Annotated in this window: 23 protein-coding genes; 10 read left to right on the top strand and 13 right to left on the bottom strand. The window is 58.7% G+C overall.

Annotated features, from left to right (window positions below):
• The first annotated feature begins 73 nt into the window (after positions 1-73).
• A complete protein-coding gene (locus ACP7B1_RS01490) occupies positions 74-1,327 on the top strand; it encodes a ubiquinone biosynthesis hydroxylase (RefSeq protein ID WP_346306076.1) in 1,254 nt (417 codons plus the stop codon).
• A 15-nt stretch (positions 1,328-1,342) separates the two neighbouring features.
• On the opposite strand, the gene ACP7B1_RS01485 is transcribed toward ACP7B1_RS01490, so the two are convergent.
• Positions 1,343-2,380, bottom strand: a complete 1,038-nt coding sequence (locus tag ACP7B1_RS01485; protein ID WP_346306077.1) for an aldo/keto reductase — start codon at positions 2,378-2,380, stop codon at positions 1,343-1,345.
• A 292-nt stretch (positions 2,381-2,672) separates the two neighbouring features.
• On the opposite strand from ACP7B1_RS01485, the gene ACP7B1_RS01480 reads away from it, so the two are divergent.
• A complete protein-coding gene (locus tag ACP7B1_RS01480; RefSeq protein WP_346306078.1) occupies positions 2,673-3,110 on the top strand; it encodes an OsmC family protein in 438 nt (145 codons plus the stop codon).
• Positions 3,111-3,188: 78 nt separating this feature from the next.
• On the opposite strand, the gene ACP7B1_RS01475 is transcribed toward ACP7B1_RS01480, so the two are convergent.
• The 5 genes from ACP7B1_RS01475 to ACP7B1_RS01455 all read right to left on the bottom strand — a co-directional run bounded on the left by ACP7B1_RS01475 (position 3,189) and on the right by ACP7B1_RS01455 (position 7,483).
• Positions 3,189-3,968 (bottom strand): succinate dehydrogenase iron-sulfur subunit, encoded by a 780-nt coding sequence (locus ACP7B1_RS01475; protein WP_346306079.1) that lies wholly within the window; start codon positions 3,966-3,968, stop codon positions 3,189-3,191.
• 14 nt (positions 3,969-3,982) lie between these two features.
• On the bottom strand, positions 3,983-5,830 hold the full coding sequence (gene sdhA, locus ACP7B1_RS01470; RefSeq protein ID WP_346306080.1) for a succinate dehydrogenase flavoprotein subunit: 1,848 nt from the start codon (positions 5,828-5,830) through the stop codon (positions 3,983-3,985).
• A gap of 2 nt (positions 5,831-5,832) precedes the next feature.
• Entirely contained in the window at positions 5,833-6,216 is a 384-nt protein-coding gene (gene sdhD / locus ACP7B1_RS01465) for a succinate dehydrogenase, hydrophobic membrane anchor protein (protein WP_223613870.1), read from the bottom strand.
• 13 nt (positions 6,217-6,229) lie between these two features.
• Positions 6,230-6,628, bottom strand: coding sequence for a succinate dehydrogenase, cytochrome b556 subunit (gene sdhC / locus ACP7B1_RS01460; protein WP_346306081.1), 399 nt, complete (start codon positions 6,626-6,628; stop codon positions 6,230-6,232).
• Between the two features lie 381 nt (positions 6,629-7,009).
• On the bottom strand, positions 7,010-7,483 hold the full coding sequence (locus ACP7B1_RS01455; protein WP_346306082.1) for a GNAT family N-acetyltransferase: 474 nt from the start codon (positions 7,481-7,483) through the stop codon (positions 7,010-7,012).
• A 192-nt stretch (positions 7,484-7,675) separates the two neighbouring features.
• Here ACP7B1_RS01455 and ACP7B1_RS01450 point away from each other — a divergent pair, with 192 nt between their 5' ends.
• The 6 genes from ACP7B1_RS01450 (at position 7,676) to ACP7B1_RS01425 (ending at position 10,866) form a co-directional block, all read left to right on the top strand.
• Positions 7,676-8,080, top strand: coding sequence for a hypothetical protein (locus tag ACP7B1_RS01450; RefSeq protein WP_346306083.1), 405 nt, complete (start codon positions 7,676-7,678; stop codon positions 8,078-8,080).
• A 67-nt stretch (positions 8,081-8,147) separates the two neighbouring features.
• Entirely contained in the window at positions 8,148-8,858 is a 711-nt protein-coding gene (gene queC, locus ACP7B1_RS01445; RefSeq protein ID WP_346306084.1) for a 7-cyano-7-deazaguanine synthase QueC, read from the top strand.
• The gene (queE, locus tag ACP7B1_RS01440) at positions 8,855-9,514 is read left to right on the top strand and encodes a 7-carboxy-7-deazaguanine synthase (protein ID WP_346306085.1); all 660 of its coding nucleotides are present in this window, start codon (positions 8,855-8,857) and stop codon (positions 9,512-9,514) included. The genes queC and queE overlap by 4 nt, the downstream gene beginning before the upstream one ends.
• 54 nt (positions 9,515-9,568) lie before the next feature.
• The gene (locus ACP7B1_RS01435) at positions 9,569-9,955 is read left to right on the top strand and encodes a 6-pyruvoyl trahydropterin synthase family protein (protein WP_105734221.1); all 387 of its coding nucleotides are present in this window, start codon (positions 9,569-9,571) and stop codon (positions 9,953-9,955) included.
• 23 nt (positions 9,956-9,978) lie between these two features.
• Positions 9,979-10,413 carry a preQ(1) synthase gene (gene queF, locus ACP7B1_RS01430; protein ID WP_426136499.1) on the top strand — a complete coding sequence of 145 codons (435 nt, stop codon included), beginning with the start codon at positions 9,979-9,981 and terminating at the stop codon, positions 10,411-10,413.
• Positions 10,414-10,440: 27 nt separating this feature from the next.
• Complete coding sequence (locus ACP7B1_RS01425; RefSeq protein WP_223613877.1) at positions 10,441-10,866, top strand: OsmC family protein; 426 nt, start codon at positions 10,441-10,443, stop codon at positions 10,864-10,866.
• A 96-nt stretch (positions 10,867-10,962) separates the two neighbouring features.
• Here ACP7B1_RS01425 and leuC read toward each other — a convergent pair whose 3' ends face one another.
• The 7 genes from leuC to rimM all read right to left on the bottom strand — a co-directional run bounded on the left by leuC (position 10,963) and on the right by rimM (position 16,863).
• Complete coding sequence (leuC, locus tag ACP7B1_RS01420) at positions 10,963-12,372, bottom strand: 3-isopropylmalate dehydratase large subunit (RefSeq protein ID WP_223613878.1); 1,410 nt, start codon at positions 12,370-12,372, stop codon at positions 10,963-10,965.
• A gap of 183 nt (positions 12,373-12,555) precedes the next feature.
• The gene (locus ACP7B1_RS01415) at positions 12,556-13,374 is read right to left on the bottom strand and encodes an amino acid ABC transporter permease (protein ID WP_288192792.1); all 819 of its coding nucleotides are present in this window, start codon (positions 13,372-13,374) and stop codon (positions 12,556-12,558) included.
• 8 nt (positions 13,375-13,382) lie between these two features.
• Positions 13,383-14,177, bottom strand: coding sequence for a basic amino acid ABC transporter substrate-binding protein (locus ACP7B1_RS01410; RefSeq protein ID WP_346306087.1), 795 nt, complete (start codon positions 14,175-14,177; stop codon positions 13,383-13,385).
• Between the two features lie 207 nt (positions 14,178-14,384).
• Positions 14,385-14,837: a 50S ribosomal protein L19 gene (rplS, locus tag ACP7B1_RS01405; protein ID WP_105734617.1), complete on the bottom strand. Its 453-nt coding sequence runs from the start codon at positions 14,835-14,837 to the stop codon at positions 14,385-14,387.
• A gap of 193 nt (positions 14,838-15,030) precedes the next feature.
• Positions 15,031-15,558 (bottom strand): GNAT family N-acetyltransferase, encoded by a 528-nt coding sequence (locus ACP7B1_RS01400; protein WP_346306088.1) that lies wholly within the window; start codon positions 15,556-15,558, stop codon positions 15,031-15,033.
• A gap of 13 nt (positions 15,559-15,571) precedes the next feature.
• On the bottom strand, positions 15,572-16,288 hold the full coding sequence (trmD, locus tag ACP7B1_RS01395; RefSeq protein WP_346306089.1) for a tRNA (guanosine(37)-N1)-methyltransferase TrmD: 717 nt from the start codon (positions 16,286-16,288) through the stop codon (positions 15,572-15,574).
• Positions 16,285-16,863: a ribosome maturation factor RimM gene (gene rimM / locus ACP7B1_RS01390; RefSeq protein WP_346306090.1), complete on the bottom strand. Its 579-nt coding sequence runs from the start codon at positions 16,861-16,863 to the stop codon at positions 16,285-16,287. Before rimM ends, trmD begins: the two co-directional genes overlap by 4 nt.
• Positions 16,864-17,017: 154 nt before the next feature.
• Between rimM and ACP7B1_RS01385 the strand changes: the two genes are divergently transcribed.
• On the top strand, positions 17,018-17,974 hold the full coding sequence (locus ACP7B1_RS01385; protein WP_346306091.1) for a tyrosine recombinase XerC: 957 nt from the start codon (positions 17,018-17,020) through the stop codon (positions 17,972-17,974).
• A 152-nt stretch (positions 17,975-18,126) separates the two neighbouring features.
• Entirely contained in the window at positions 18,127-19,194 is a 1,068-nt protein-coding gene (locus ACP7B1_RS01380) for a TraB/GumN family protein (RefSeq protein WP_346306092.1), read from the top strand.
• Positions 19,195-19,315 lie beyond the last annotated feature (121 nt).

Here is a 19,315-nt window from a genome sequence, read left to right as displayed (position 1 = left end):
CGCTTGCAACAGGAACAGGTGAACAAGTCAAGCGCCACGTCGGCGCAAGAGCAAAGGGAAACCGGAGGCAATCATGGCTGAAAGAACCCGTACACACACATCAGAAGTCTCCGGCAGCACCGATATCGTGATTGCGGGCGCCGGCTATGTCGGCATGGCGACCGCCGTTGCACTGAAATCTTCGGCGCCGCACTTGGCTGTCACAGTGATCGACGCGGCACCGGCCGGTGTCTGGCGCAAAGACACCCGCGCCTCGGCCATCGCCGCCGCTGCGAGCCGCATGCTCGACCGGCTCGGCTGCTGGGAGGAAATCCTGCCGAAGGCGCAACCGATCAACGAGATGATCGTCACGGATTCGCGCACCTCCGATCCGGTCCGCCCGGTCTTCCTGACCTTCAATGGCGAAGTCGAGCCTGGTGAACCCTTCGCCCATATGGTGGAAAACCGCGACCTCAACGCCGCCTTGCGTTCGAAAGCCGAACAGATCGGCGTCGCCTTTATTGAGGGGACACCCGTCCATGGTTTTGACAATGGCGACGTGCACCTCACGGTGCGTTACGGCGATGACAAGACGCTGCGCACGCGCCTGCTGCTGGCGGCCGACGGCGTCAAATCGCGGCTGCGCGATATGGCGGGCATCAAAACCGTGAACTGGGAATACGGCCAGTCGGGTATCGTCTGCACGGTCGCCCATGCACGGCCGCATAACGGTCGCGCGGAAGAGCATTTTCTCCCCGCAGGCCCGTTTGCCATTCTGCCGCTGAGCGGCAACCGCTCCTCGCTTGTCTGGACCGAGCGCACTGCCGACGCGGAGCGGTTGATCAGGGAAGATGATTTCGTGTTCGAAGCCGAGCTCGAACAGCGTTTTGGCCTGAAACTGGGAGAATTGCAGGTCGAAGGACCGCGCAAGGCCTTTCCGCTTGGCCTGACGCTGGCACGCGATTTCGTCAAACCGCGCTTTGCGCTCATCGGCGATGCGGCCCACGGCATTCACCCCATTGCCGGTCAGGGCCTCAATCTTGGCTTCAAGGACGCAGCGGCGATTGCCGAGACCATTGTCGATGCCGACCGCCTCGGTCTCGACATCGGCTCCATCGCTGTGCTCGAGCGCTACCAGACCTGGCGCCGGTTCGACACGGTGCAGATGGGCGTGACCACCGACGTCCTCAACCGTTTGTTCTCCAACGACAATGTGCCGGTGCGGGCCCTGCGCGACTTCGGGCTGGGCCTTGTCGAGCGCATGCCGCGGCTCAAAGGATTTTTCATCCGTCAAGCCGCGGGATTGTCGACCACAGCGCCGAAGCTGCTTCAGGGTCAACCGATCTGAAGCAGCTTTCCCCGCTCAGAGCGGCCGGGGATAGGTGCGATGGATAGCCTGGATTTCACCAAGGATGTCCGGTGTCAGCGTCACATCCGCAGCGCCGATATCGGTTTTCAGCTGTTCAAGCGATGTGGCACCAATGATGACCGACGTGACGAACGGCCGGCTCAATGCAAAGGCAATCGCGAGTTGCGCAACATCAAGACCATGCTTGTGCGCAAGCGCAATGTAGGCCCTGACGGCCGGATCGGCATGCACGTTGTTCCGCCAAAGATCCTGCAGCGCACCGCGGGTTCCCGCCGGTACCTTTCCGTCCAGATACTTGCCGGTCACGACACCTGAGGCCAGGGATGAATAGGCAAGGAGCCCGACGTCTTCATGGTGGCTGACTTCCGCCAGATCCAGGTCGAATGCCCGCTGCAAGAGGCTGTATTCATTCTGAACCGAGACAACGCGTGGCAGGTCCTTGCGCTCGGCTAGCTTCAGCCATTGCGCAATCCCCCAAGCGGTTTCATTGGAAAGGCCGATATGGCGGATCTTGCCCGCCTTCACCATGTCACCAAGGCCATCGAGCGCTTCCTCGATCTGTTGAACCACCTCGGCCCGGTTCTGCTGATGTGGCGCATATTCCCAGCCGTTGCCGAAGTGATAATGCCCGCGAACCGGCCAATGCACCTGGTAAAGGTCGATATAGTCCGTCCGCAAACGTCTCAAACTGCCTTCGACCGCTTCCGCGATGGTGGTCTTGCTCATCAGGCTGCCGCCGCGGATCCAGCTGTTGCGTCCGCCGCCGGCAATCTTCGTCGCCAGCACGAAGCGGTCGCGCTTGCCGGTCTTCTCAAACCAATTGCCGATATAGGTTTCGGTCTTGCCATAGGTTTCGGCGGTTGGCGGAACCGCATAAATCTCGGCCGTATCCATGAAGTTGATTCCGGCTTCCAGCGCATGATCGATCTGCGCATGGGCATCCGCTTCAGTGTTCTGCACGCCCCAGGTCATGGTACCAAGGCAAATTTCCGTGACGTCAATATCCGTCCGGCCAAGCTTTTTCAGTTTCACGGGGATTTTCCTGTTTTGAATTCACGAATGTTCGATTTCGAAGCCGAGCTTCTGCTGCAGCTTTCGGACACACTGGCCGCAGCAAGGGAGGTTTGAGCGGCGCCAGTGGACCTCGCCACCATAGCAATCAAATCCCGCTTTTCCATATCGTTTCGCAGACAGCACGACAAAACGATCAATTCTGGCAAATTCCGCCGCCGGGCCTATGATGCGGAACTGCTGCAACCCTGCGGCGTTACGGACAGGATGCAAGCAGTCTTAACCTAATCAATCAACCGAGGGAGAGTGTTCAATGGACAGACAGGCAACTGCAATCTGGAAGGGCGCCTTGAAAGACGGTGCTGGTACCCTTGATACGCAAAGCGGCGCACTGAAGGGGCTTCCCTATAATTTCAAGGCCCGTTTCGAGGACGCAAGCGGGACGGCAGGCACCAATCCGGAGGAACTTCTCGCCGCCGCCCACGCCGGTTGCTTCGCCATGCAGCTTTCGCATTTCCTGGCTGAAAACGGCACACCGGCCGCGAAACTCGATGCCAAGGCAACCGTCAGCATCAACCCGGCCGCTGGTGGCGGTTTCGAAATCACCAAAAGCGCCATCACGCTCATTGGCGATGTGCCCGGTATCGACGCCGCGACCTTTTCAAAACTGGCCGAACAGGCAAAGGCGTCCTGCCCGCTGTCAAAGGCACTCGGCGCCATTCAGGTCACACTCGACGCAAAGCTGGCCTGAGCAGCGCGTCAAACGTATCAAACAAAACGGGCGCTCGAAGCGCCCGTTTTTATGCAATCATCTTGCGTGATCAATTGCCTAGACCCGGCGTTCGACCATCATCTTCTTGATCTCGGCGATTGCCTTGGCGGGGTTCAATCCCTTCGGGCAGGTCTGCGCGCAGTTCATGATCGTGTGGCAACGATAGAGCCGGAAGGGGTCTTCCAGATTGTCGAGACGTTCACCCGTTGCTTCGTCGCGGCTGTCGATCAGCCAGCGATACGCCTGCAGCAGAACCGCCGGTCCGAGATAGCGATCGCCATTCCACCAGTAACTCGGGCAGGATGTCGAGCAGCAGGCGCACAGGATGCACTCGTAGAGGCCGTCAAGCTTGGCGCGATCATCGTGGCTCTGCAGCCATTCCTTTGCCGGCTCCGGCGAAACCGTCTTGAGCCAAGGCTCAATCGAACGGTGCTGGGCATAGAAGTTTGACAGATCCGGCACCAGGTCCTTGACCACGGGAAGATGCGGCAAGGGATAGATTTTGACCGCGCCCTTGATCTCGTCCATGCCCTTGGTGCAGGCGAGCGTGTTGGTTCCGTCGATGTTCATCGCGCAGGAGCCGCAAATGCCTTCGCGGCAGGAGCGGCGCAGTGTCAGCGTCGGATCGATCTTGTTCTTGATCCACAACAGGCCATCGAGAACCATCGGGCCGCAATCGTCGAGATCGACATAATAGGTATCGATCCGCGGATTCTCGCCATCATCGGGCGACCAGCGATAGATGCGGTATTCCCGAAGATTGTTGGCACCCTGCGGGCGGTCCCAGATCTTGCCGGGACGCATCTTCGAGTTCTTGGGAAGTGCAAGTTCAACCATGATGCTCTGATCCCTTAGTACACACGCGCTTTCGGCGCGATCTTGGCGAGGCTGATGCCGCCGTCCTCTTCCTTGACCAGCGGGGCAAGGTGAACGGGACGATAGTCGAGCTTGACCTCACCCTCGGGCGAGAGCCAGGCAAGGCTGTGCTTGCGCCAGTTGATGTCGTCACGGTTGGGGAAATCCTCATGGGCGTGGGCACCACGGCTTTCCTTGCGCGCTTCGGCGGCAACCACCGTCGTCAGCGCATTGGCCATCAGGTTTTCCAGCTCCAGCGTTTCCACCAGGTCGGAATTCCAGATCATCGAGCGATCCGTGACCTTTATGTCAGGCAGTTCACTCCAGATTTTCTCCATACGCTCGACACCTGACTTCAGCGATTCCGACGTGCGGAACACCGCAGCGTCTTCCTGCATTGTCTTCTGCATCTTTTCACGCAGGACCGCTGTCGGCGTGCTGCCATTTGCATGGCGCAGGCGGTCGAAGCGCTCCATGATCTTCTCAACCGATGCCTCGTTGATCGTCGGGATCTTGGCATTGCGGTCGATCACTTGACCGGCACGGATGGCTGCGGCCCGGCCGAAGACCACCAGATCGATCAGCGAGTTCGAGCCAAGCCGGTTGGCGCCATGCACCGAAGCACAGCCCGCTTCGCCGACAGCCATCAGGCCCGGCTGAATGCGGTCCGGATTATCCTTGGTCGGATTGAGCGCTTCACCCCAATAGTTGGTTGGAATGCCGCCCATGTTGTAGTGAACCGTCGGCAGGACCGGGATCGGTTCCTTGGTCAGATCCACACCGGCAAAAATCTTGGCCGATTCGGAAATACCGGGCAGACGCTCGTGCAGCACAGCCGGATCGAGATGGTCGAGATGCAGGAAGATGTGATCCTTGTTCTTGCCAACACCGCGGCCTTCGCGGATTTCCAGGGTCATGCAGCGCGAAACCACGTCGCGTGACGCCAGATCCTTGGCCGATGGTGCATAGCGCTCCATGAAGCGCTCGCCCTCGGAGTTGACGAGATAGCCGCCTTCGCCGCGTGCGCCTTCGGTGATCAGGCAGCCGGCACCGTAAATGCCGGTCGGATGGAACTGAACGAATTCCATATCCTGCAGGGGCAGACCAGCGCGCGCCACCATGCCGCCGCCATCACCGGTGCAGGTATGGGCGGATGTTGCCGAGAAGTAGGACCGGCCGTAGCCGCCCGTTGCCAGCACCACCATCTTGGCGGCAAAACGATGGATCGTGCCGTCATCGAGGTTCCAGGCGACGACACCGGTAATTGTGCCGTCCGCATCCTGAATGAGATCGAGCGCAAAATATTCGATGAAGAACTGCGCATTGTGGCGCAGGCTCTGGCCATACAGCGTATGCAGGATCGCATGGCCTGTGCGGTCAGCAGCCGCGCAGGTGCGCTGCACGGGTGGACCATCGCCATAGTTCATCATGTGGCCGCCGAAGGGGCGCTGGTAAATCTTGCCCGCTTCGGTTCGCGAGAACGGCACGCCGTAATGCTCCAACTCATAGACCGCAGCCGGTGCTTCACGCGCGAGATATTCCATGGCGTCGGTATCGCCGAGCCAGTCCGACCCCTTGACGGTGTCGTACATGTGCCACTGCCACGAGTCTGGGCCCATATTGCTCAGGGAAGCAGCGATACCACCCTGTGCCGCAACGGTGTGCGAGCGGGTCGGGAAAACCTTGGTGATGCAGGCTGTCTTCAAGCCCTGCTCAGCCATACCCAGCGTCGCGCGCAGACCGGCGCCGCCGGCACCCACCACAACCACATCGAATTTGTGGTCAACGAATGTATAGGCCTTGCCGTCTTTGCCGGCGGTCCCGTTCTTGTCTGTAGTTGCCAAGATTAGCCTCCGAAGCTCAGCTTGATGATCGCAAAGACGCAGGCAACGCCCACCACAAGGGTGAAAAACGTATTGAGCATCAGACAGGCGATCTTCTTGCCTTCGCTGGTTACGTAGTCTTCGATGATGACCTGCATGCCGAGGCGCATGTGATAGAGACCCGAAATGATCACCATCAACAGCACCAGCCCGGTCAGTGGGTGGGAAAGAGCAGCCCGGGTTTCCGCATAGCTTGCGCGATGCAGGTAAATGATCAGGCCGATGAAAAACAGCATAAGCGGCACGTTGGCAACGGCTGTCAGCCGCTGGCGCCAGAAATGCTCGGTCCCTTCGTGTGCGGAACCCAGTCCGCGGACTTTCTTGAGCGGTGTGCGCATTTCACTCATTGTCCCGCCTCCTTTACAAAACCGTGAACGCCGCGATCCAGATCAGGATCGTCAACGCGATGGAGACAACGAGTGAGGCGATGGCCATCTTCGTGGTGGTGTTCTTGTCGAGCCCGCGGCCCGTATCCCAGATGAGATGGCGAATACCGCCGATCATGTGGTGAACAAGCGCCCAGGTGTAGCCGAGCAGGACGAGAAGACCGATCCATGAACCGAATACCCAGCTGACAATGTTGAACTGGCTCTCGTTGGTCGCAGTCGCGATCAGCCACCAGGCGACCAGCAGCGTGCCGAAATACAGCGCGCCGCCGGTGATGCGGTGAACGATGGACATGACCATGGTGGGAATTGGTTTGTAGATTTGCAAATGCGGCGACAGCGGCCGGTTTGCATGCAGGTTTGTCTTGCTCATAGCGTCCCCAATGATAAGCGCCGCGCCATTTGAACCTTGATTGACGGGCAGGGCCGAAAGGCTGGATAGAGGCAAATTTAGAAGGGTTTTAGTCCCGTTTTTGCACTGCGTCAAAGGCCCATTCACCCCCCTCATGCGGCGAATTGGCAACAAACGCAAGTCCATAAGGTTTCTTTAGAAAATTCAATCGTTTAAAGCACCACAGAGAGCCCGAAAGGCCCCTATTTCACGTCAAATCGGCAATCAATTTTATTTGAGTGAGTCTATCCGGTTTAACCGGTTTCAGTGCATCTCGACCCTCAATTGTGCAACGCGAACGGGACATTCCGAGTCGCTCCCAGGATGTCCCGCGCATCTTCAGGGCGCTGGGGCAGGTCCGTTCTACTGATTGCCAAAACGGATGATGAAACTGGTCCAGTCGGCAGGCGCCGCAATCTGTTCGTACAGTTTGCGGCCATCTTCCGGCAGACGCGGCGCGTTGAGCGACAGTTTTGTCCAGCCGCGTTCTTCCGCCTTGTCGGCGAGAACATCGATCAGCGCCTTGGCGATACCCTTGCCGCGGTGGTCGTGATGCACATAGATATGATCCACCTGCCCGGCACGCATACCGGAGACAGGCTCGGGCAGATCATAGAAAATCACAAAGCCCACCAGATGGCCGTCGAGTCGCGCTCCGGCGATCTCCGCCGCACGGTCCCGCAGCAGGTTTTCCGCGTAGTAATCGTCCGGGCGGCGGGGTGCTCCGCGCTTCAGCGCCTGGGCATAGCTGGCCAGAAGAGGTGCGAACTCGTGCGCATCATTGAGATGCAGCAGAGAAATGTCGACGGCGTGTTCATCCGTGCTCTTTGTCGTCATGGTCGCATCATCCCTTTCACTCCGGCAGCACTTCCGGCTGCCTCGCTGTGTTGAGGATTGGTTGATTGCGCACCGCACGTCAACCGGCGGACCGCAGCAAAAATCGATTCAAAGGCGTTTTGACGGATGACAAGCGTTAATAAAAGGTTAATGCTTGGACTGTTGCAGCCCATTCAACCAAGGAGCTTGTCCATGTTCGCCTTCCGCAAACACACGGCCGCGCTTTTGTTGTCGGGCCTGACCGTTGTCGCCGCCACGCACAGCGCGGCTGCCTACGACATCAACCTGCGTGATGCCTATGGCGACGAATATGGCAACATCATCGTGCAGGACCCCAATGGACCGAAGATGATCTTTGTCGGCGCGACAGCTGCCAAATCGGACAGACTCGACCGCGAACTCCGCAAGAAGGTTGCCGTCTACAAGCGGGCCAAGGGACCGGCGATCATTTCTCCGCCCGGCGATCCCTATGTTGTGGGAGTTATTCCGCCGCCCAATACACGCTGTGATGGCCCGATTGTCGTGCGCGGTCGCGGCTACATGTATGGTATCAACCGTGGCGAAACGCCCATTCTCGGGCTTCCAGGCTGCCAATAGCCCACATTTGATTTGCCTCGCTGGTCCGCGCCCTGTAAGGGGGCCGCTTCATTGAAGAGGTTCATTCATGGCTCGTAATGCTGATGGCGCACTCGTCCTTTTTTCCGGCGGGCAGGATTCTGCAACCTGTCTTGCCTGGGCGCTCTCCCGGTTTGACCGGGTGGAGACGGTCGGCTTCGACTATGGCCAGCGCCACAGGGTGGAACTGGACGTGCGCAATGATTTCCGCGCCGAAGTGATCCACCGGTTTCCCGATTGGGCGGAACGCCTTGGCGACGATCACCGGCTCGATGCCGGCGTCATCGGCCAGCTCGGCGCTACCGGGATGACCGAAGACATTGCCATCAAGATGGCAGAGAACGGCCTGCCCAACACATTCGTGCCCGGCCGCAACCTTTTGTTTTTCACGCTTGCCGCTGCCCTCGCCTACCGGCGCGGATTGCGCGTCATCGTCGGCGGCATGTGCGAGACGGACTATTCCGGCTATCCCGACTGCCGCGACGACACGCTCAAGGCACAACAGGTCGCCCTTTCGCTGGGACTGGATCGCCGCATCACCATTGAAACCCCGCTGATGTGGCTGGACAAGGCTGAAACCTTCGCACTGGCTCGCGATATTGGCGGCGAACAGCTGCTCGATATGATCATTGAAAACACCCACACCTGTTATCTCGGCGACCGTTCGGCCCGTCACGCCTGGGGCTATGGCTGCGGCACCTGCCCGGCCTGCGCCCTGCGTTCCGGCGGCTGGTCCAAATTCAAGGCTGAAGCCGCATGACTTACGCCGTCAAGGAAATTTATCTGACGCTGCAGGGCGAGGGCAACCATACCGGCCGCGCCGCGGTGTTCATGCGTTTTGCCGGATGCAATCTCTGGTCGGGGCTTGAGCGCGACCGGGCGGACGCCCAATGCCGGTTCTGCGATACGGATTTCGTTGGCGTGGATGGCCCCGGCGGCGGCAAGTTCAAAACTGCCGAGGCGCTTGCCGATGCCGTTGCCGGCGCCTGGCCAAAAAGCGCTCGCTCCAAGGGCAAGCCCTATGTCATCTGCACCGGCGGCGAACCGCTGCTGCAGCTGGACAAGCCGTTGATCGACGCCTTTCACGCGAGAAGCTTCGAAGTCGGCGTCGAGACCAACGGCACGATTGCAGCACCTGATGGCATTGACTGGATTTGCGTGTCGCCCAAGGCCGACACCACCCTTGTCCAGACCAGCGGTCACGAGCTCAAACTTGTCTATCCCCAGGCGGAAGCCCGGACCGATCCGGCCCGTTTCGAGCGCCTTTCCTTTCAGCATTTCTATTTGCAGCCTCTTGACGTCATCGGTGATCCGGCGCAAACCGCCCGGCATGTGGCATCTGCAGCGGCCTATTGCCTCGCCCATCCGCTTTGGCGGCTGAGCACGCAGACACATAAACTGATCGGCTTGCCCTGAGGGCAGGCTTTTTTGGCGGGCGCCTGTATTGCGCCAGAGCTGACGGGAAAAACCATGAGAATCTTTATCGACTTCAATTTTGAAGCGGCTCACCATCTGCCGCACTCTTTTCCGGACGGGCATGTCAACCAGCGCCTGCACGGACACAGTTTTCGCGTTCGCGTCAGCCTGCAGGGCCGGCCGGACCCCAAAACCGGGCTGATCGCCGATCTTGGTGCGGTCAAGACCACGGTCGACAGCGCAAAAGACGCATTGGATCATCGTTATCTCAACGAAATTGCCGGACTGGAGTTGCCGACGCTTGAAACCATCGCCATATGGCTGTGGCGGCGTATTGCTCCGGACCTTCCGGCGCTGGCCGAGATCGGCATTTACCGCGACAGCTGCGGTGAAGGCTGTGAATATCAGGGCGAATTTGAAACACTGGAGGAAGCGGCATGAATCATTACGCAGAACAGGCAACGATGCTGGGCAAGGATGTTCCCATCCCACATCATCCCGATGAAGCCCTGCTCGACGCTGTCCCCAACCCGCAGGCCGGGACACTGTTTCTGGCACGCTTCACCTGCCCGGAATTCACCTCGCTGTGCCCCGTGACCGGCCAGCCGGATTTCGGCCATCTGGTTATCGATTACGCGCCGGACCAGGCGCTGGTCGAATCCAAGTCGCTGAAGCTTTTTCTGACCAGCTTCCGCAATCACGGTGCCTTCCACGAGGATTGCACCGTGAATATCGGCAAACGTATCGTGGAGGCGGTCAAGCCGCTCTGGCTGCGCATCGGCGGTTACTGGTATCCGCGCGGCGGTATCCCCATCGATGTCTTCTGGCAGACAGGGCCGGTACCAGAGGGTCTGTGGCTGCCGGACCAGGGCGTACCCGCCTATCGCGGCCGCGGCTGACCAGGATATAAAGGGGGAGACGATCCAATGGCTGAACTCAGGGTAAGAACACGGGATGTCGGCGCCACGGCCGTTCTGGAGCGAGGCGGTCAACCCGTTGTCACATCCCATACAGGCGGCGTACTGAATGTCGCTCACGCGGTTTCGGAGCAGGGTTTTGCGCCGCTTGATCTGCTCTACGCATCGCTTTCCGCCTGCCTGGTGCTCAGCGCCAAAATGGCGGCGTCGCGGCTGGGCGTTGCCGACAAGCTCGAAGCGGTTCAAGCGCATGTTACGGGCGACAAGGCCAAGGACGGTCTTTCGCGCGTTGACCGTTTCCACATAGCCTTCACCATCACCGGCGATATTGATGACGCGACAAAGCACGCCATCGTCGAGGCCGCGGAAAACGAGATTTGCACCGTAAGCAACACGCTGCGCGGCGATCCAGCCTTCACGACAACACTGAGTTAATCCGCCTTCCGGCGAGAATGCGCGGTAAAAAAGGTTAAAAAAAACGGGGCCAGTGGCCCCGTTTTTTATGGAGTTACACAGGAGATGGCGCGAAGCCTATTTCCACTCGCGAATATCGACGAAATGACCTGCGATTGCGGCGGCGGCGGCCATTGCCGGCGAAACGAGATGCGTACGGCCCTTGAAACCCTGACGACCCTCGAAATTCCGGTTCGACGTGGACGCACAGCGCTCACCCGGCTTCAGCCGGTCGTCATTCATGGCAAGACACATCGAGCAGCCCGGCTCGCGCCAGTCAAAACCGGCAGCCCTGAAAATCTTGTCGAGGCCTTCCGCTTCCGCCTGCTCCTTGACCAGACCCGAACCTGGAACGATCATGGCATCGACCGTTTCCGCAACCTTGCGGCCTTCGACAACCTTGGCGACAGCGCGCAGATCCTCGATACGACCGTTGGTGCATGAGCCGATAAAGACCCGATCAAGCTTGATCTCGGTCATCGGTGTGCCCGGCTTCAGACCCATGTAGTCGAGTGCACGCCACTTCGACGTACGCTTGTTCTCGTCGGTGATTTCGTCAGGATTAGGCACGGCACCGGTAATCGAGATCACATCTTCCGGCGACGAGCCCCAGGAAACGATGGGCGGCAGGTCGGCGGCATTGAGCACGACCACCTTGTCGAAATGGGCACCCTCGTCAGACTTCAGTGTCTTCCAGTACTCGACCGCCTGATCGAATGCTTCACCCTTCGGGGCGCGCGGCTTGTCCTTCACATAGGCAAAGGTTGTTTCGTCGGGAGCAATCAGGCCTGCGCGGGCACCGCCTTCGATCGACATGTTGCAGATCGTCATGCGGCCTTCCATCGACAGCGCGCGGATGGCCTCGCCGGCATACTCAATGACATAGCCGGTGCCACCAGCGGTGCCGATCTCGCCGATAATGGCAAGGATGATGTCCTTGGCAGTGACGCCAGCCGGCAGAACGCCATCAACACGCACCAGCATGTTCTTGGCCTTTGACTGGATCAGCGTCTGGGTGGCCAGAACATGCTCGACTTCCGACGTGCCGATGCCATGGGCAAGCGCACCGAAGGCACCATGCGTCGATGTATGGCTGTCGCCGCAGACAATCGTCATGCCCGGAAGCGTGAAGCCCTGCTCCGGTCCGATGATGTGGACGATGCCCTGGCGGATATCCTTCTCGGAATAATATTCGACGCCGAAATCCGCAGCGTTCTTCGCCAATGCTTCGACCTGGATACGGCTTTCCTCGTTCTTGATGCCGTTGACGCGATCCGGCGAGGTCGGCACATTGTGGTCGACGACAGCCAGTGTCTTTTCCGGATGGCGGACCTTGCGGTTGGTAAGGCGCAAGCCTTCGAAAGCCTGCGGGCTGGTCACTTCATGCACAAGGTGACGATCAATATAGAGAAGGCAGGTGCCATCGTCCTGCTGATCAACCAGATGATCATCCCAGATCTTGTCATAGAGTGTACGTGGCGCAGTCATCGCGATATCCTCGGCAATGGTAGGTGCTGTAAGATTATGTCGTGGACATATGCACTCGGTGTCCACTTACGTCAAGAAACAAGCGATAAAAGTAATATTTCGGCGACAAAGCGCCGCGACCGGCGCCCGATTATCCATGATTTTGATGCGATTCTCCCGGCATCGTTATGAGCCACGTGCAGCTCAGGTCCGATCATTCAGCCGCGCTTCAAGCCAACGCAGGCCCAGGGACAGACTGATCGTCAGGATCAGGTAGACATAGGCAACGACGGAATAGGTTTCGAAAAAGCGGAACGAACCCGAGGCATAGACCTTGCCCATCTGCGTCACGTCGACGACGCCAAGCACCGATACAAGCGACGAGTCCTTCACCATCGAGATGAAGTCGTTGCCATAGGGCGGCAGAATGGTGCGCAAGGCCTGGGGCATCACGATAAGCCGGAAGCGCTGGAACCGTTTCAGCCCGAGTGACTTGGCCGCCTCGATCTGCCCCGCATCGACAGCCTGGATACCCGCGCGAAAAATTTCCGCCAGAAACGCCGCATAGGCAAGTGTCAGGGCAATGATCGCCCGCCACAGAAGTGAAAAATCCCGCACCTGCAAGGGTTCGAACAGGCCGGCGCTCTGCAGCGGATGGGTGAGGAAATTCCACAGGGCGACAACTGCCGGCGCCCCGACAAAGGCGATGTAGAACAGGAGAACCAGCAGAGGAATTCCGCGAACGATTTCGACGTAGAATCGGGCGGTCTGCCGCAGGACGATATGTTCCGAGAGGCTCATCAGCGCGAGCAGAAGGCCAAGCCCCGATGCGAGCAGAAATGCCAGGAGCGAGACCCAGACGGTGATCCAGATGCCTTGCGAGACGGTGGAAAACACCTGCCCGTAGATATCGCTGACCAGGATGGCTATGCCGAGCACAACAGCGATGGCCGCGGCAACGGCCAGCCACCAGGGGAAGTCCTTCCTGACGAAAGGACTTCTGTTCTGTGAGGGAACTGACAACCGGCCGCCTACTGGCCAAGCTTGTAGTCGAGGAACCACTTTTTGTTGAGGGCGTCGAACGTGCCGTCGGCCTTCAAGGCTTCGATGGCCGCATTTACCGGGCCAACGAGATCGGAGCCTTTGGCGAAGATGAAGCCGAAATCCTCAGCACCCAACGGGCCGCCAACGAGCTTCAGGGCACCGCCGGACGCATCCACATAGCCCTTGCCCGCCGTACTGTCAGTCAAGACCACGTCAACGTCGCCGGTCTTCAGAGCCTGGATCGTCGCGCCAAACGTTTCGAACAGCTTGATACGCGGATTTTGCTCGTTACCGTCAAGCAGATTGTAGACGGCCACATAGAAATTGGTTGTACCCGGCTGGGCGCCGACGAGGCCGTCTTTAATTTCGCCAAAGGTCTTTGCATCGGAAAAGCGCTTTTCATCAGCGCGAACCAGCATGAATTGCTCGGAACGCATGTAGGGTTCGGAAAAATCCACCTTCTGCTTGCGCTCGTCATTGATGGTGATGCCGGTCATGCCGATCTGGTACTGATTGTCGGCCACGGCCTGAATCATCGCATCCCAGCTGGTATTCAGATATTCCACTTTGAAATTCAACCGTTTGGCAATTTCATTCATGGCATCATATTCCCAGCCGATCGGCTTGCCGGTTTTGGGATCGACAAACTGCAGCGGCGGATAGGCATTTTCTGTCACAACAGCAACTTTCTTGCCGCCAAGGTCGGGAAGGGGAGCCGCCAGCGCGGAAAATGGAACCATGGCGAGTGCTAGCCCCGCCAGAAAAATGGATCGCAAGTTCATGTCAGACCTCTAATATTGCGTTTTGATCAAGCGAAGCACAAATTTCATTTTATGAAGGCCCCGTCAATCCCCGAACGGCATGCAACTGCTTTATTCGCTATCGCGCAAGCACGATTTTTTCAACCGGGCAAGGAAACGGAAACAGACCTTGCCAGAAACAAAAAAGGCGGTCCGAAGACCGCCTTTTCAAACTCAAAACAATCGCGCTTATTCAGCAGCGGGTGCCTTGGCAACGGTTTCTTCCGTTACCTTTTCGGCTGTACCGGTGACCGGAACAGCGGCTTTGCCCTTGCGGTTGTCCTTCTTTTCGACAATGCGGGCAGCCTTACCGGTCAGGCCGCGCAGGTAATAGAGCTTCGCACGGCGAACCTTGCCGCGACGGACGATCTCTACGCCTTCAACCAGCGGGGAAATGATCGGGAATACGCGTTCAACGCCTTCGCCGTAGGAAATCTTGCGAACTGTGAAGTTCTCGTTGATGCCAGCGCCGTTGCGGGCAATGCAGACGCCTTCATAAGCCTGAACGCGGGTACGTGTACCTTCCGTCACGCGAACATTAACGCGGACTGTGTCGCCTGGCTTGAAATCCGGAAGCACGCGCTTGGCTTCGATTTTTGCTCTCTGTTCGAGATCGAGCTGACGAATAATATCGACGGTCATCGTCTTCATCCTTTTCTTTTTCAAACAGCCAGAGCGCTCAACACTTGCAATGCAGCATCCTGGCCGCATGTCTATGCCTCTGAGGAGGCAGGAGCGAATTCACCATCCATTGATTATCGGACTTGGGATTTTCCCGAGTTCGCGGCCAGATACACCATAAAAGTCCGTTTGTCACCTCTGGCAGCGATTCTTTTTAGCGCTGATCGCCGCCCGAGTCGAGCCGAAGCGGTTTCCGCATGAAAACCCGTTGTGTCTCGTCAAGGCCCCTTTCGATGTGATCCCTGCGGATATGCACCAGCGCAGCACTGAGAGCACCGTCGGGAATATCGGTGAATCCAAGCCGCCGGTAATAGGGCGCATTCCACGGAACATCCCGGAATGTGGACAACAGCAGTCCCATCCTGGCCTCTTTTCGGGCACGATCCTCCACCAGCCCGATCAGTGCCGATCCGATACGTTTGCCGGCATGGACCGGATCCACATCGATCTGTTCGATGTAGAGATGATCATCAACCACATCAAAAATCACGAAGGCGACCGGCCGTTTGTCAACCGCAACAAGAAGGCGATTCTGACTTATCCGTTCAAGCAGAAGGGACGCGGATGTAGGATCGTCATTGGCGATGTCTTCCATGCCGACCGTGCGGAATCGCACCGCGGAGGCCCGTTCAATGGCCTGGACAGCAGGCACATCCCCTGCATCACCGCTGCGAAACTGCATTGTCCTGATCCTGTTATTTACGCGGCTTCCTGGCCTGCGGATAACGATCCCACAGGTCCGGACGCCGCTCCTGCGTCAGTTTTTCCGCTTCAGCCCTGCGCCATTTCTCAATGGCCCCGTGGTTTCCGGAGAGAAGCACGTCGGGAATGCGGCGCCCTTCCCACTCCTGCGGCTTGGTGTATTGCGGATGCTCCAGCAACCCGGTCTCAAAACTCTCCGTTTCACCCGACTGGGCATTGCCCATCACACCGGGCAAAAGGCGAACGATCGCGTCGAGAACAACGATAGCTGCCGTCTCGCCGCCGGAAAGGATGTAATCGCCGATAGAAACTTCTTCAAAGCCGCGCGCTTCGATCAAACGTTCATCGACGCCTTCGAACCGGCCGCACAGAATGATTGCACCGGGGCCCGCAGCAAGCTCGCGCACGCGTTCCTGGCTCAGCGGCTTACCGCGGGGGCTCATGAAGAGCCGTGGCCGCTCATCCGCCGCCGCATCGACGGCACGCGCCAGGACATCTGCCTTCATCACCATGCCAGCCCCGCCGCCGGCTGGTGTGTCGTCCACCATACGGTGCCGATCCGTGGCGAAATCGCGTATCTGTACGGTTTCAAGCGACCATGCAGTATCCGCCAATGCCTTTCCGGCAAGAGAGACGCCGAGCGGCCCGGGGAACATTTCCGGATAGAGCGTCAGCACCGTCGCCCGGAAACCGGCAGCCTTGCCGCTCATGGCCGCTCTTTCCCGCCATCACCACCCAGCTGCCTGCGCCGGTCTTCTTCTTCGTTCTCGTCAGGAATAAGCCCGGCGGCTGCGGGGTCGATAACGACCTGTCCAGCCTTGATGTCGATATGCGGCACGGCGGCCTGGGTGAACGGAATCAGCATCGGCCGGCGCCCCGGTATTGTCAGCTCGATGAGATCACCGCCACCGAAATTGAACATGGCCGAAACCTTGCCATAGGGATTGCCTGCTGTGTCGATGGCATCGAGCCCGATGAGGTCGGCATAATAGAATTCGTCTTCCTCAAGCTCTTCCGGCAGTTGCGAACGGTCGATAAACAGCGTCGTGCCGTTCAGCGCTTCGGCCATGTTACGGTCATTGACCCCGCGGAACCGCACAACGACAACCGTATTGGCCGGGCGGATGGCCAGAATCTCGAAGCTTCTGCCCGTCACATCATAAAGCAAGCCATAATCGGCCAGCGCCAGCGGATCACCGGTAAACGTCTTGACCCGCACTTCGCCGCGCGTTCCGTGTGCTGCACCGATAACGGCGAGTTGCACTGGATCATTCAATTTTGCCATCGGGCTGTTCCATTCCTATCTTCTCTTCCCGACGAATTACTCTGTCTTTGGCCAAACGCCAAGTGCGAAGGATCAGCCCCCAAGGGAAAGCGAAACGACTCCGTAAGGACTGTCGTGGCATGGTCTACCCCGATACACGGTAGGGAGTATGGCAATGGTGGCACAGCCCCAGAATGCCGAGTTTCTTGTTTCGGCCCGGCCAGACCTCATCGCGGCGCGGGAAGAATGGCTCAGATCACTGAAAAACACCCGGCGTCTGGCGACCAACACGCTGGAAGCCTATGAGCGCGACACCCGTCAGTTCTTCCAGTTTCTCACCGGCCATCTCGCTGAACCGCCATCCCTGAAGGACGTGGCAACCCTGCGGATTGCCGATCTGCGATCCTATCTGGCGCGGCGGCGGAATGACGGTGCCGGTGCGCGCACGCTCGGGCGCGGTCTTGCGGGCATTCGTTCGTTTCTGCGCCATCTGGAAAAACAGGGCATGGCCAATGCAGCAGCTTCCATTGCCATGCGCGCGCCGAAGCAGCCGAAATCCCTGCCCAAGCCACTGACGGCCATCGATGCGCGCCGCGTGGTGGAAAAAGGCGAACAGCTCAATGAGGAACCCTGGATTGCCGCGCGCAATGCGGCGGTGCTGACCCTGCTCTACGGTTGCGGCCTGCGCATTTCCGAAGCACTCAACCTGGACGGCGCCGCCTTGCGTGATGCCTCGGCGCGTTCCATCCCCATCACCGGCAAGGGCGGCAAGACACGCATGGTGCCGCTGCTGCCCATAGTCCACCGGGCGGTGGAGGAATACCGCACGCTCTGTCCCTACGAACTGGAAGCGGGCAAGCCGCTGTTTCGCGGGGCGCGGGGCGGGGAACTGCATCCGGCCATCATCCAGCGCGACATGCAGAAAATGCGCGGCGCGCTCGGCCTGCCGGAGACCGCGACGCCGCATGCCCTGCGCCATTCCTTCGCGACCCATTTGCTCGGTCGCGGCGGCGATTTGCGCACGATCCAGGAACTGCTCGGCCATGCAAGCCTGTCAACGACGCAGGTCTATACCGGCGTTGATACCGACAGACTGATGGAAATCTACGACAAGGCACATCCCCGCGCCTGAACGGCCCCATATTGATTGTTACAAATAATCTGCAGACTAGTGGTCCGATTCTGACATTCGCTTGGTGCGCGTGATGTCAAATGAGATGCGAATGTCAAATTCGTTCCACTAGCTTTAACGCCTTTTTGTCAAACCCCATATATGCATTGATGATGACCCATTCTGGCCCCACCACTTCTCTTGATCGCATTGCTGAGAGCGCACTGAGGCTCCTGGCTTTTCTGAGCTGGATTCTGCTCGCCTCTTTTCTTGTCGTGGCGTTTGGCGCAACCCGTGCCCGTGCGGAGGATGCCTCCTGTGGCGGACGCGATCTCGTCGCTGAAATGGCCAAGTCGGACCCTGCAAAGCTGGCCGCCTTGCGCAAGGAAGCAGCCGCAACGGTGAACGGCAAAGGCATCCTTTGGAAGATCGGAAAGCCGGGAACCAAGCCTTCCTGGCTCTTTGGCACCATGCATTTGACGGATCCGCGCGTGCTCAAGCTTTCAGACGCGGCTCAAACAGCCTATCAGGGGGCGGCAACAGTCGTCATTGAAACCGACGAGGTGCTTGATCCGAAAGCGCCCTTGAAAGTCATGGCGCAGGATCCGGGATTGATGATGTTCACCGACGAGAACACGCTGGAGAAGCTCATTCCAGCTGACAAGCTCGAGGGTGTAAAAGCGGGCCTCGCTGCACGCGGCCTGTCGTTGACGGCTCTCAACAAGATGCAGCCATGGATCGTGACAAGCATGCTGGCCATGCCTCCCTGCGAGCTGACGCGCAGCAAAAGCGGCACAGCCTTCCTCGACGTCAAGCTCGCCCAGGACGCCAAGGCACAGGGCAAGGCTGTCACGGGGCTTGAAACCATCAAGGATCAGCTCAGCGCCATGGCATCCCTGCCGCTGAAATTCCATGTCGAGGGACTTGTCGAGACACTGACACTTGCGCCGAAACTACCCGACATGTTTGAAACCATGACCCTGCTTTACACCCGGGGCGACATAGCCATGATTTTCCCGGTGATACGGTCCATCTCTCCCGATGGCACGGCGAGCGGCGAAAACTATGCCGCGTTCGAGGAAAAGATGGTCAATGCTCGCAACCGGGTCATGGCGGAACATGCGGTCCCAATCATCGACAAGGGCAATGCCTTTATAGCGGTGGGAGCGTTGCATCTCCCCGGAGAAAAGGGGCTGGTGGCCCTGCTGCGCAGCAAGGGCTTTACGGTCGAGGCGCAATAACCTTAAATTTTGTCACATCTGGCAGAGTGATTCCAAGCCCTTATATAAGGCTGGTCAACCAGATGATGGGCGATTTCGGAACCTCGTCTGTTCTGAGCCGTTTATTATTCTGAATGCAAAG

The organism is Phyllobacterium sp. SL163 (assembly GCF_049896885.1).
Lineage (GTDB): Bacteria > Pseudomonadota > Alphaproteobacteria > Rhizobiales > Rhizobiaceae > Phyllobacterium > Phyllobacterium calauticae.
The sequence above is the reverse complement of the archived record's forward strand: the minus strand, read 5'-3'. Positions and strand labels throughout refer to the sequence as shown.

Coding starts and splice junctions, on each gene's coding strand:
- ACP7B1_RS01490 (WP_346306076.1), top strand. CDS start 74: ATGGCTGAAAGAACCCGTACACACACATCAGAAGTCTCCGGCAGCACC.
- ACP7B1_RS01480 (WP_346306078.1), top strand. CDS start 2,673: ATGGACAGACAGGCAACTGCAATCTGGAAGGGCGCCTTGAAAGACGGT.
- ACP7B1_RS01475 (WP_346306079.1), bottom strand. CDS start 3,968: ATGGTTGAACTTGCACTTCCCAAGAACTCGAAGATGCGTCCCGGCAAG.
- sdhD (WP_223613870.1), bottom strand. CDS start 6,216: ATGAGTGAAATGCGCACACCGCTCAAGAAAGTCCGCGGACTGGGTTCC.
- sdhC (WP_346306081.1), bottom strand. CDS start 6,628: ATGAGCAAGACAAACCTGCATGCAAACCGGCCGCTGTCGCCGCATTTG.
- ACP7B1_RS01455 (WP_346306082.1), bottom strand. CDS start 7,483: ATGACGACAAAGAGCACGGATGAACACGCCGTCGACATTTCTCTGCTG.
- ACP7B1_RS01450 (WP_346306083.1), top strand. CDS start 7,676: ATGTTCGCCTTCCGCAAACACACGGCCGCGCTTTTGTTGTCGGGCCTG.
- queC (WP_346306084.1), top strand. CDS start 8,148: ATGGCTCGTAATGCTGATGGCGCACTCGTCCTTTTTTCCGGCGGGCAG.
- queE (WP_346306085.1), top strand. CDS start 8,855: ATGACTTACGCCGTCAAGGAAATTTATCTGACGCTGCAGGGCGAGGGC.
- ACP7B1_RS01435 (WP_105734221.1), top strand. CDS start 9,569: ATGAGAATCTTTATCGACTTCAATTTTGAAGCGGCTCACCATCTGCCG.
- queF (WP_426136499.1), top strand. CDS start 9,979: ATGCTGGGCAAGGATGTTCCCATCCCACATCATCCCGATGAAGCCCTG.
- ACP7B1_RS01425 (WP_223613877.1), top strand. CDS start 10,441: ATGGCTGAACTCAGGGTAAGAACACGGGATGTCGGCGCCACGGCCGTT.
- leuC (WP_223613878.1), bottom strand. CDS start 12,372: ATGACTGCGCCACGTACACTCTATGACAAGATCTGGGATGATCATCTG.
- ACP7B1_RS01410 (WP_346306087.1), bottom strand. CDS start 14,177: ATGAACTTGCGATCCATTTTTCTGGCGGGGCTAGCACTCGCCATGGTT.
- rplS (WP_105734617.1), bottom strand. CDS start 14,837: ATGACCGTCGATATTATTCGTCAGCTCGATCTCGAACAGAGAGCAAAA.
- ACP7B1_RS01400 (WP_346306088.1), bottom strand. CDS start 15,558: ATGCAGTTTCGCAGCGGTGATGCAGGGGATGTGCCTGCTGTCCAGGCC.
- trmD (WP_346306089.1), bottom strand. CDS start 16,288: ATGAGCGGCAAGGCTGCCGGTTTCCGGGCGACGGTGCTGACGCTCTAT.
- rimM (WP_346306090.1), bottom strand. CDS start 16,863: ATGGCAAAATTGAATGATCCAGTGCAACTCGCCGTTATCGGTGCAGCA.
- ACP7B1_RS01385 (WP_346306091.1), top strand. CDS start 17,018: ATGGTGGCACAGCCCCAGAATGCCGAGTTTCTTGTTTCGGCCCGGCCA.
- ACP7B1_RS01380 (WP_346306092.1), top strand. CDS start 18,127: ATGACCCATTCTGGCCCCACCACTTCTCTTGATCGCATTGCTGAGAGC.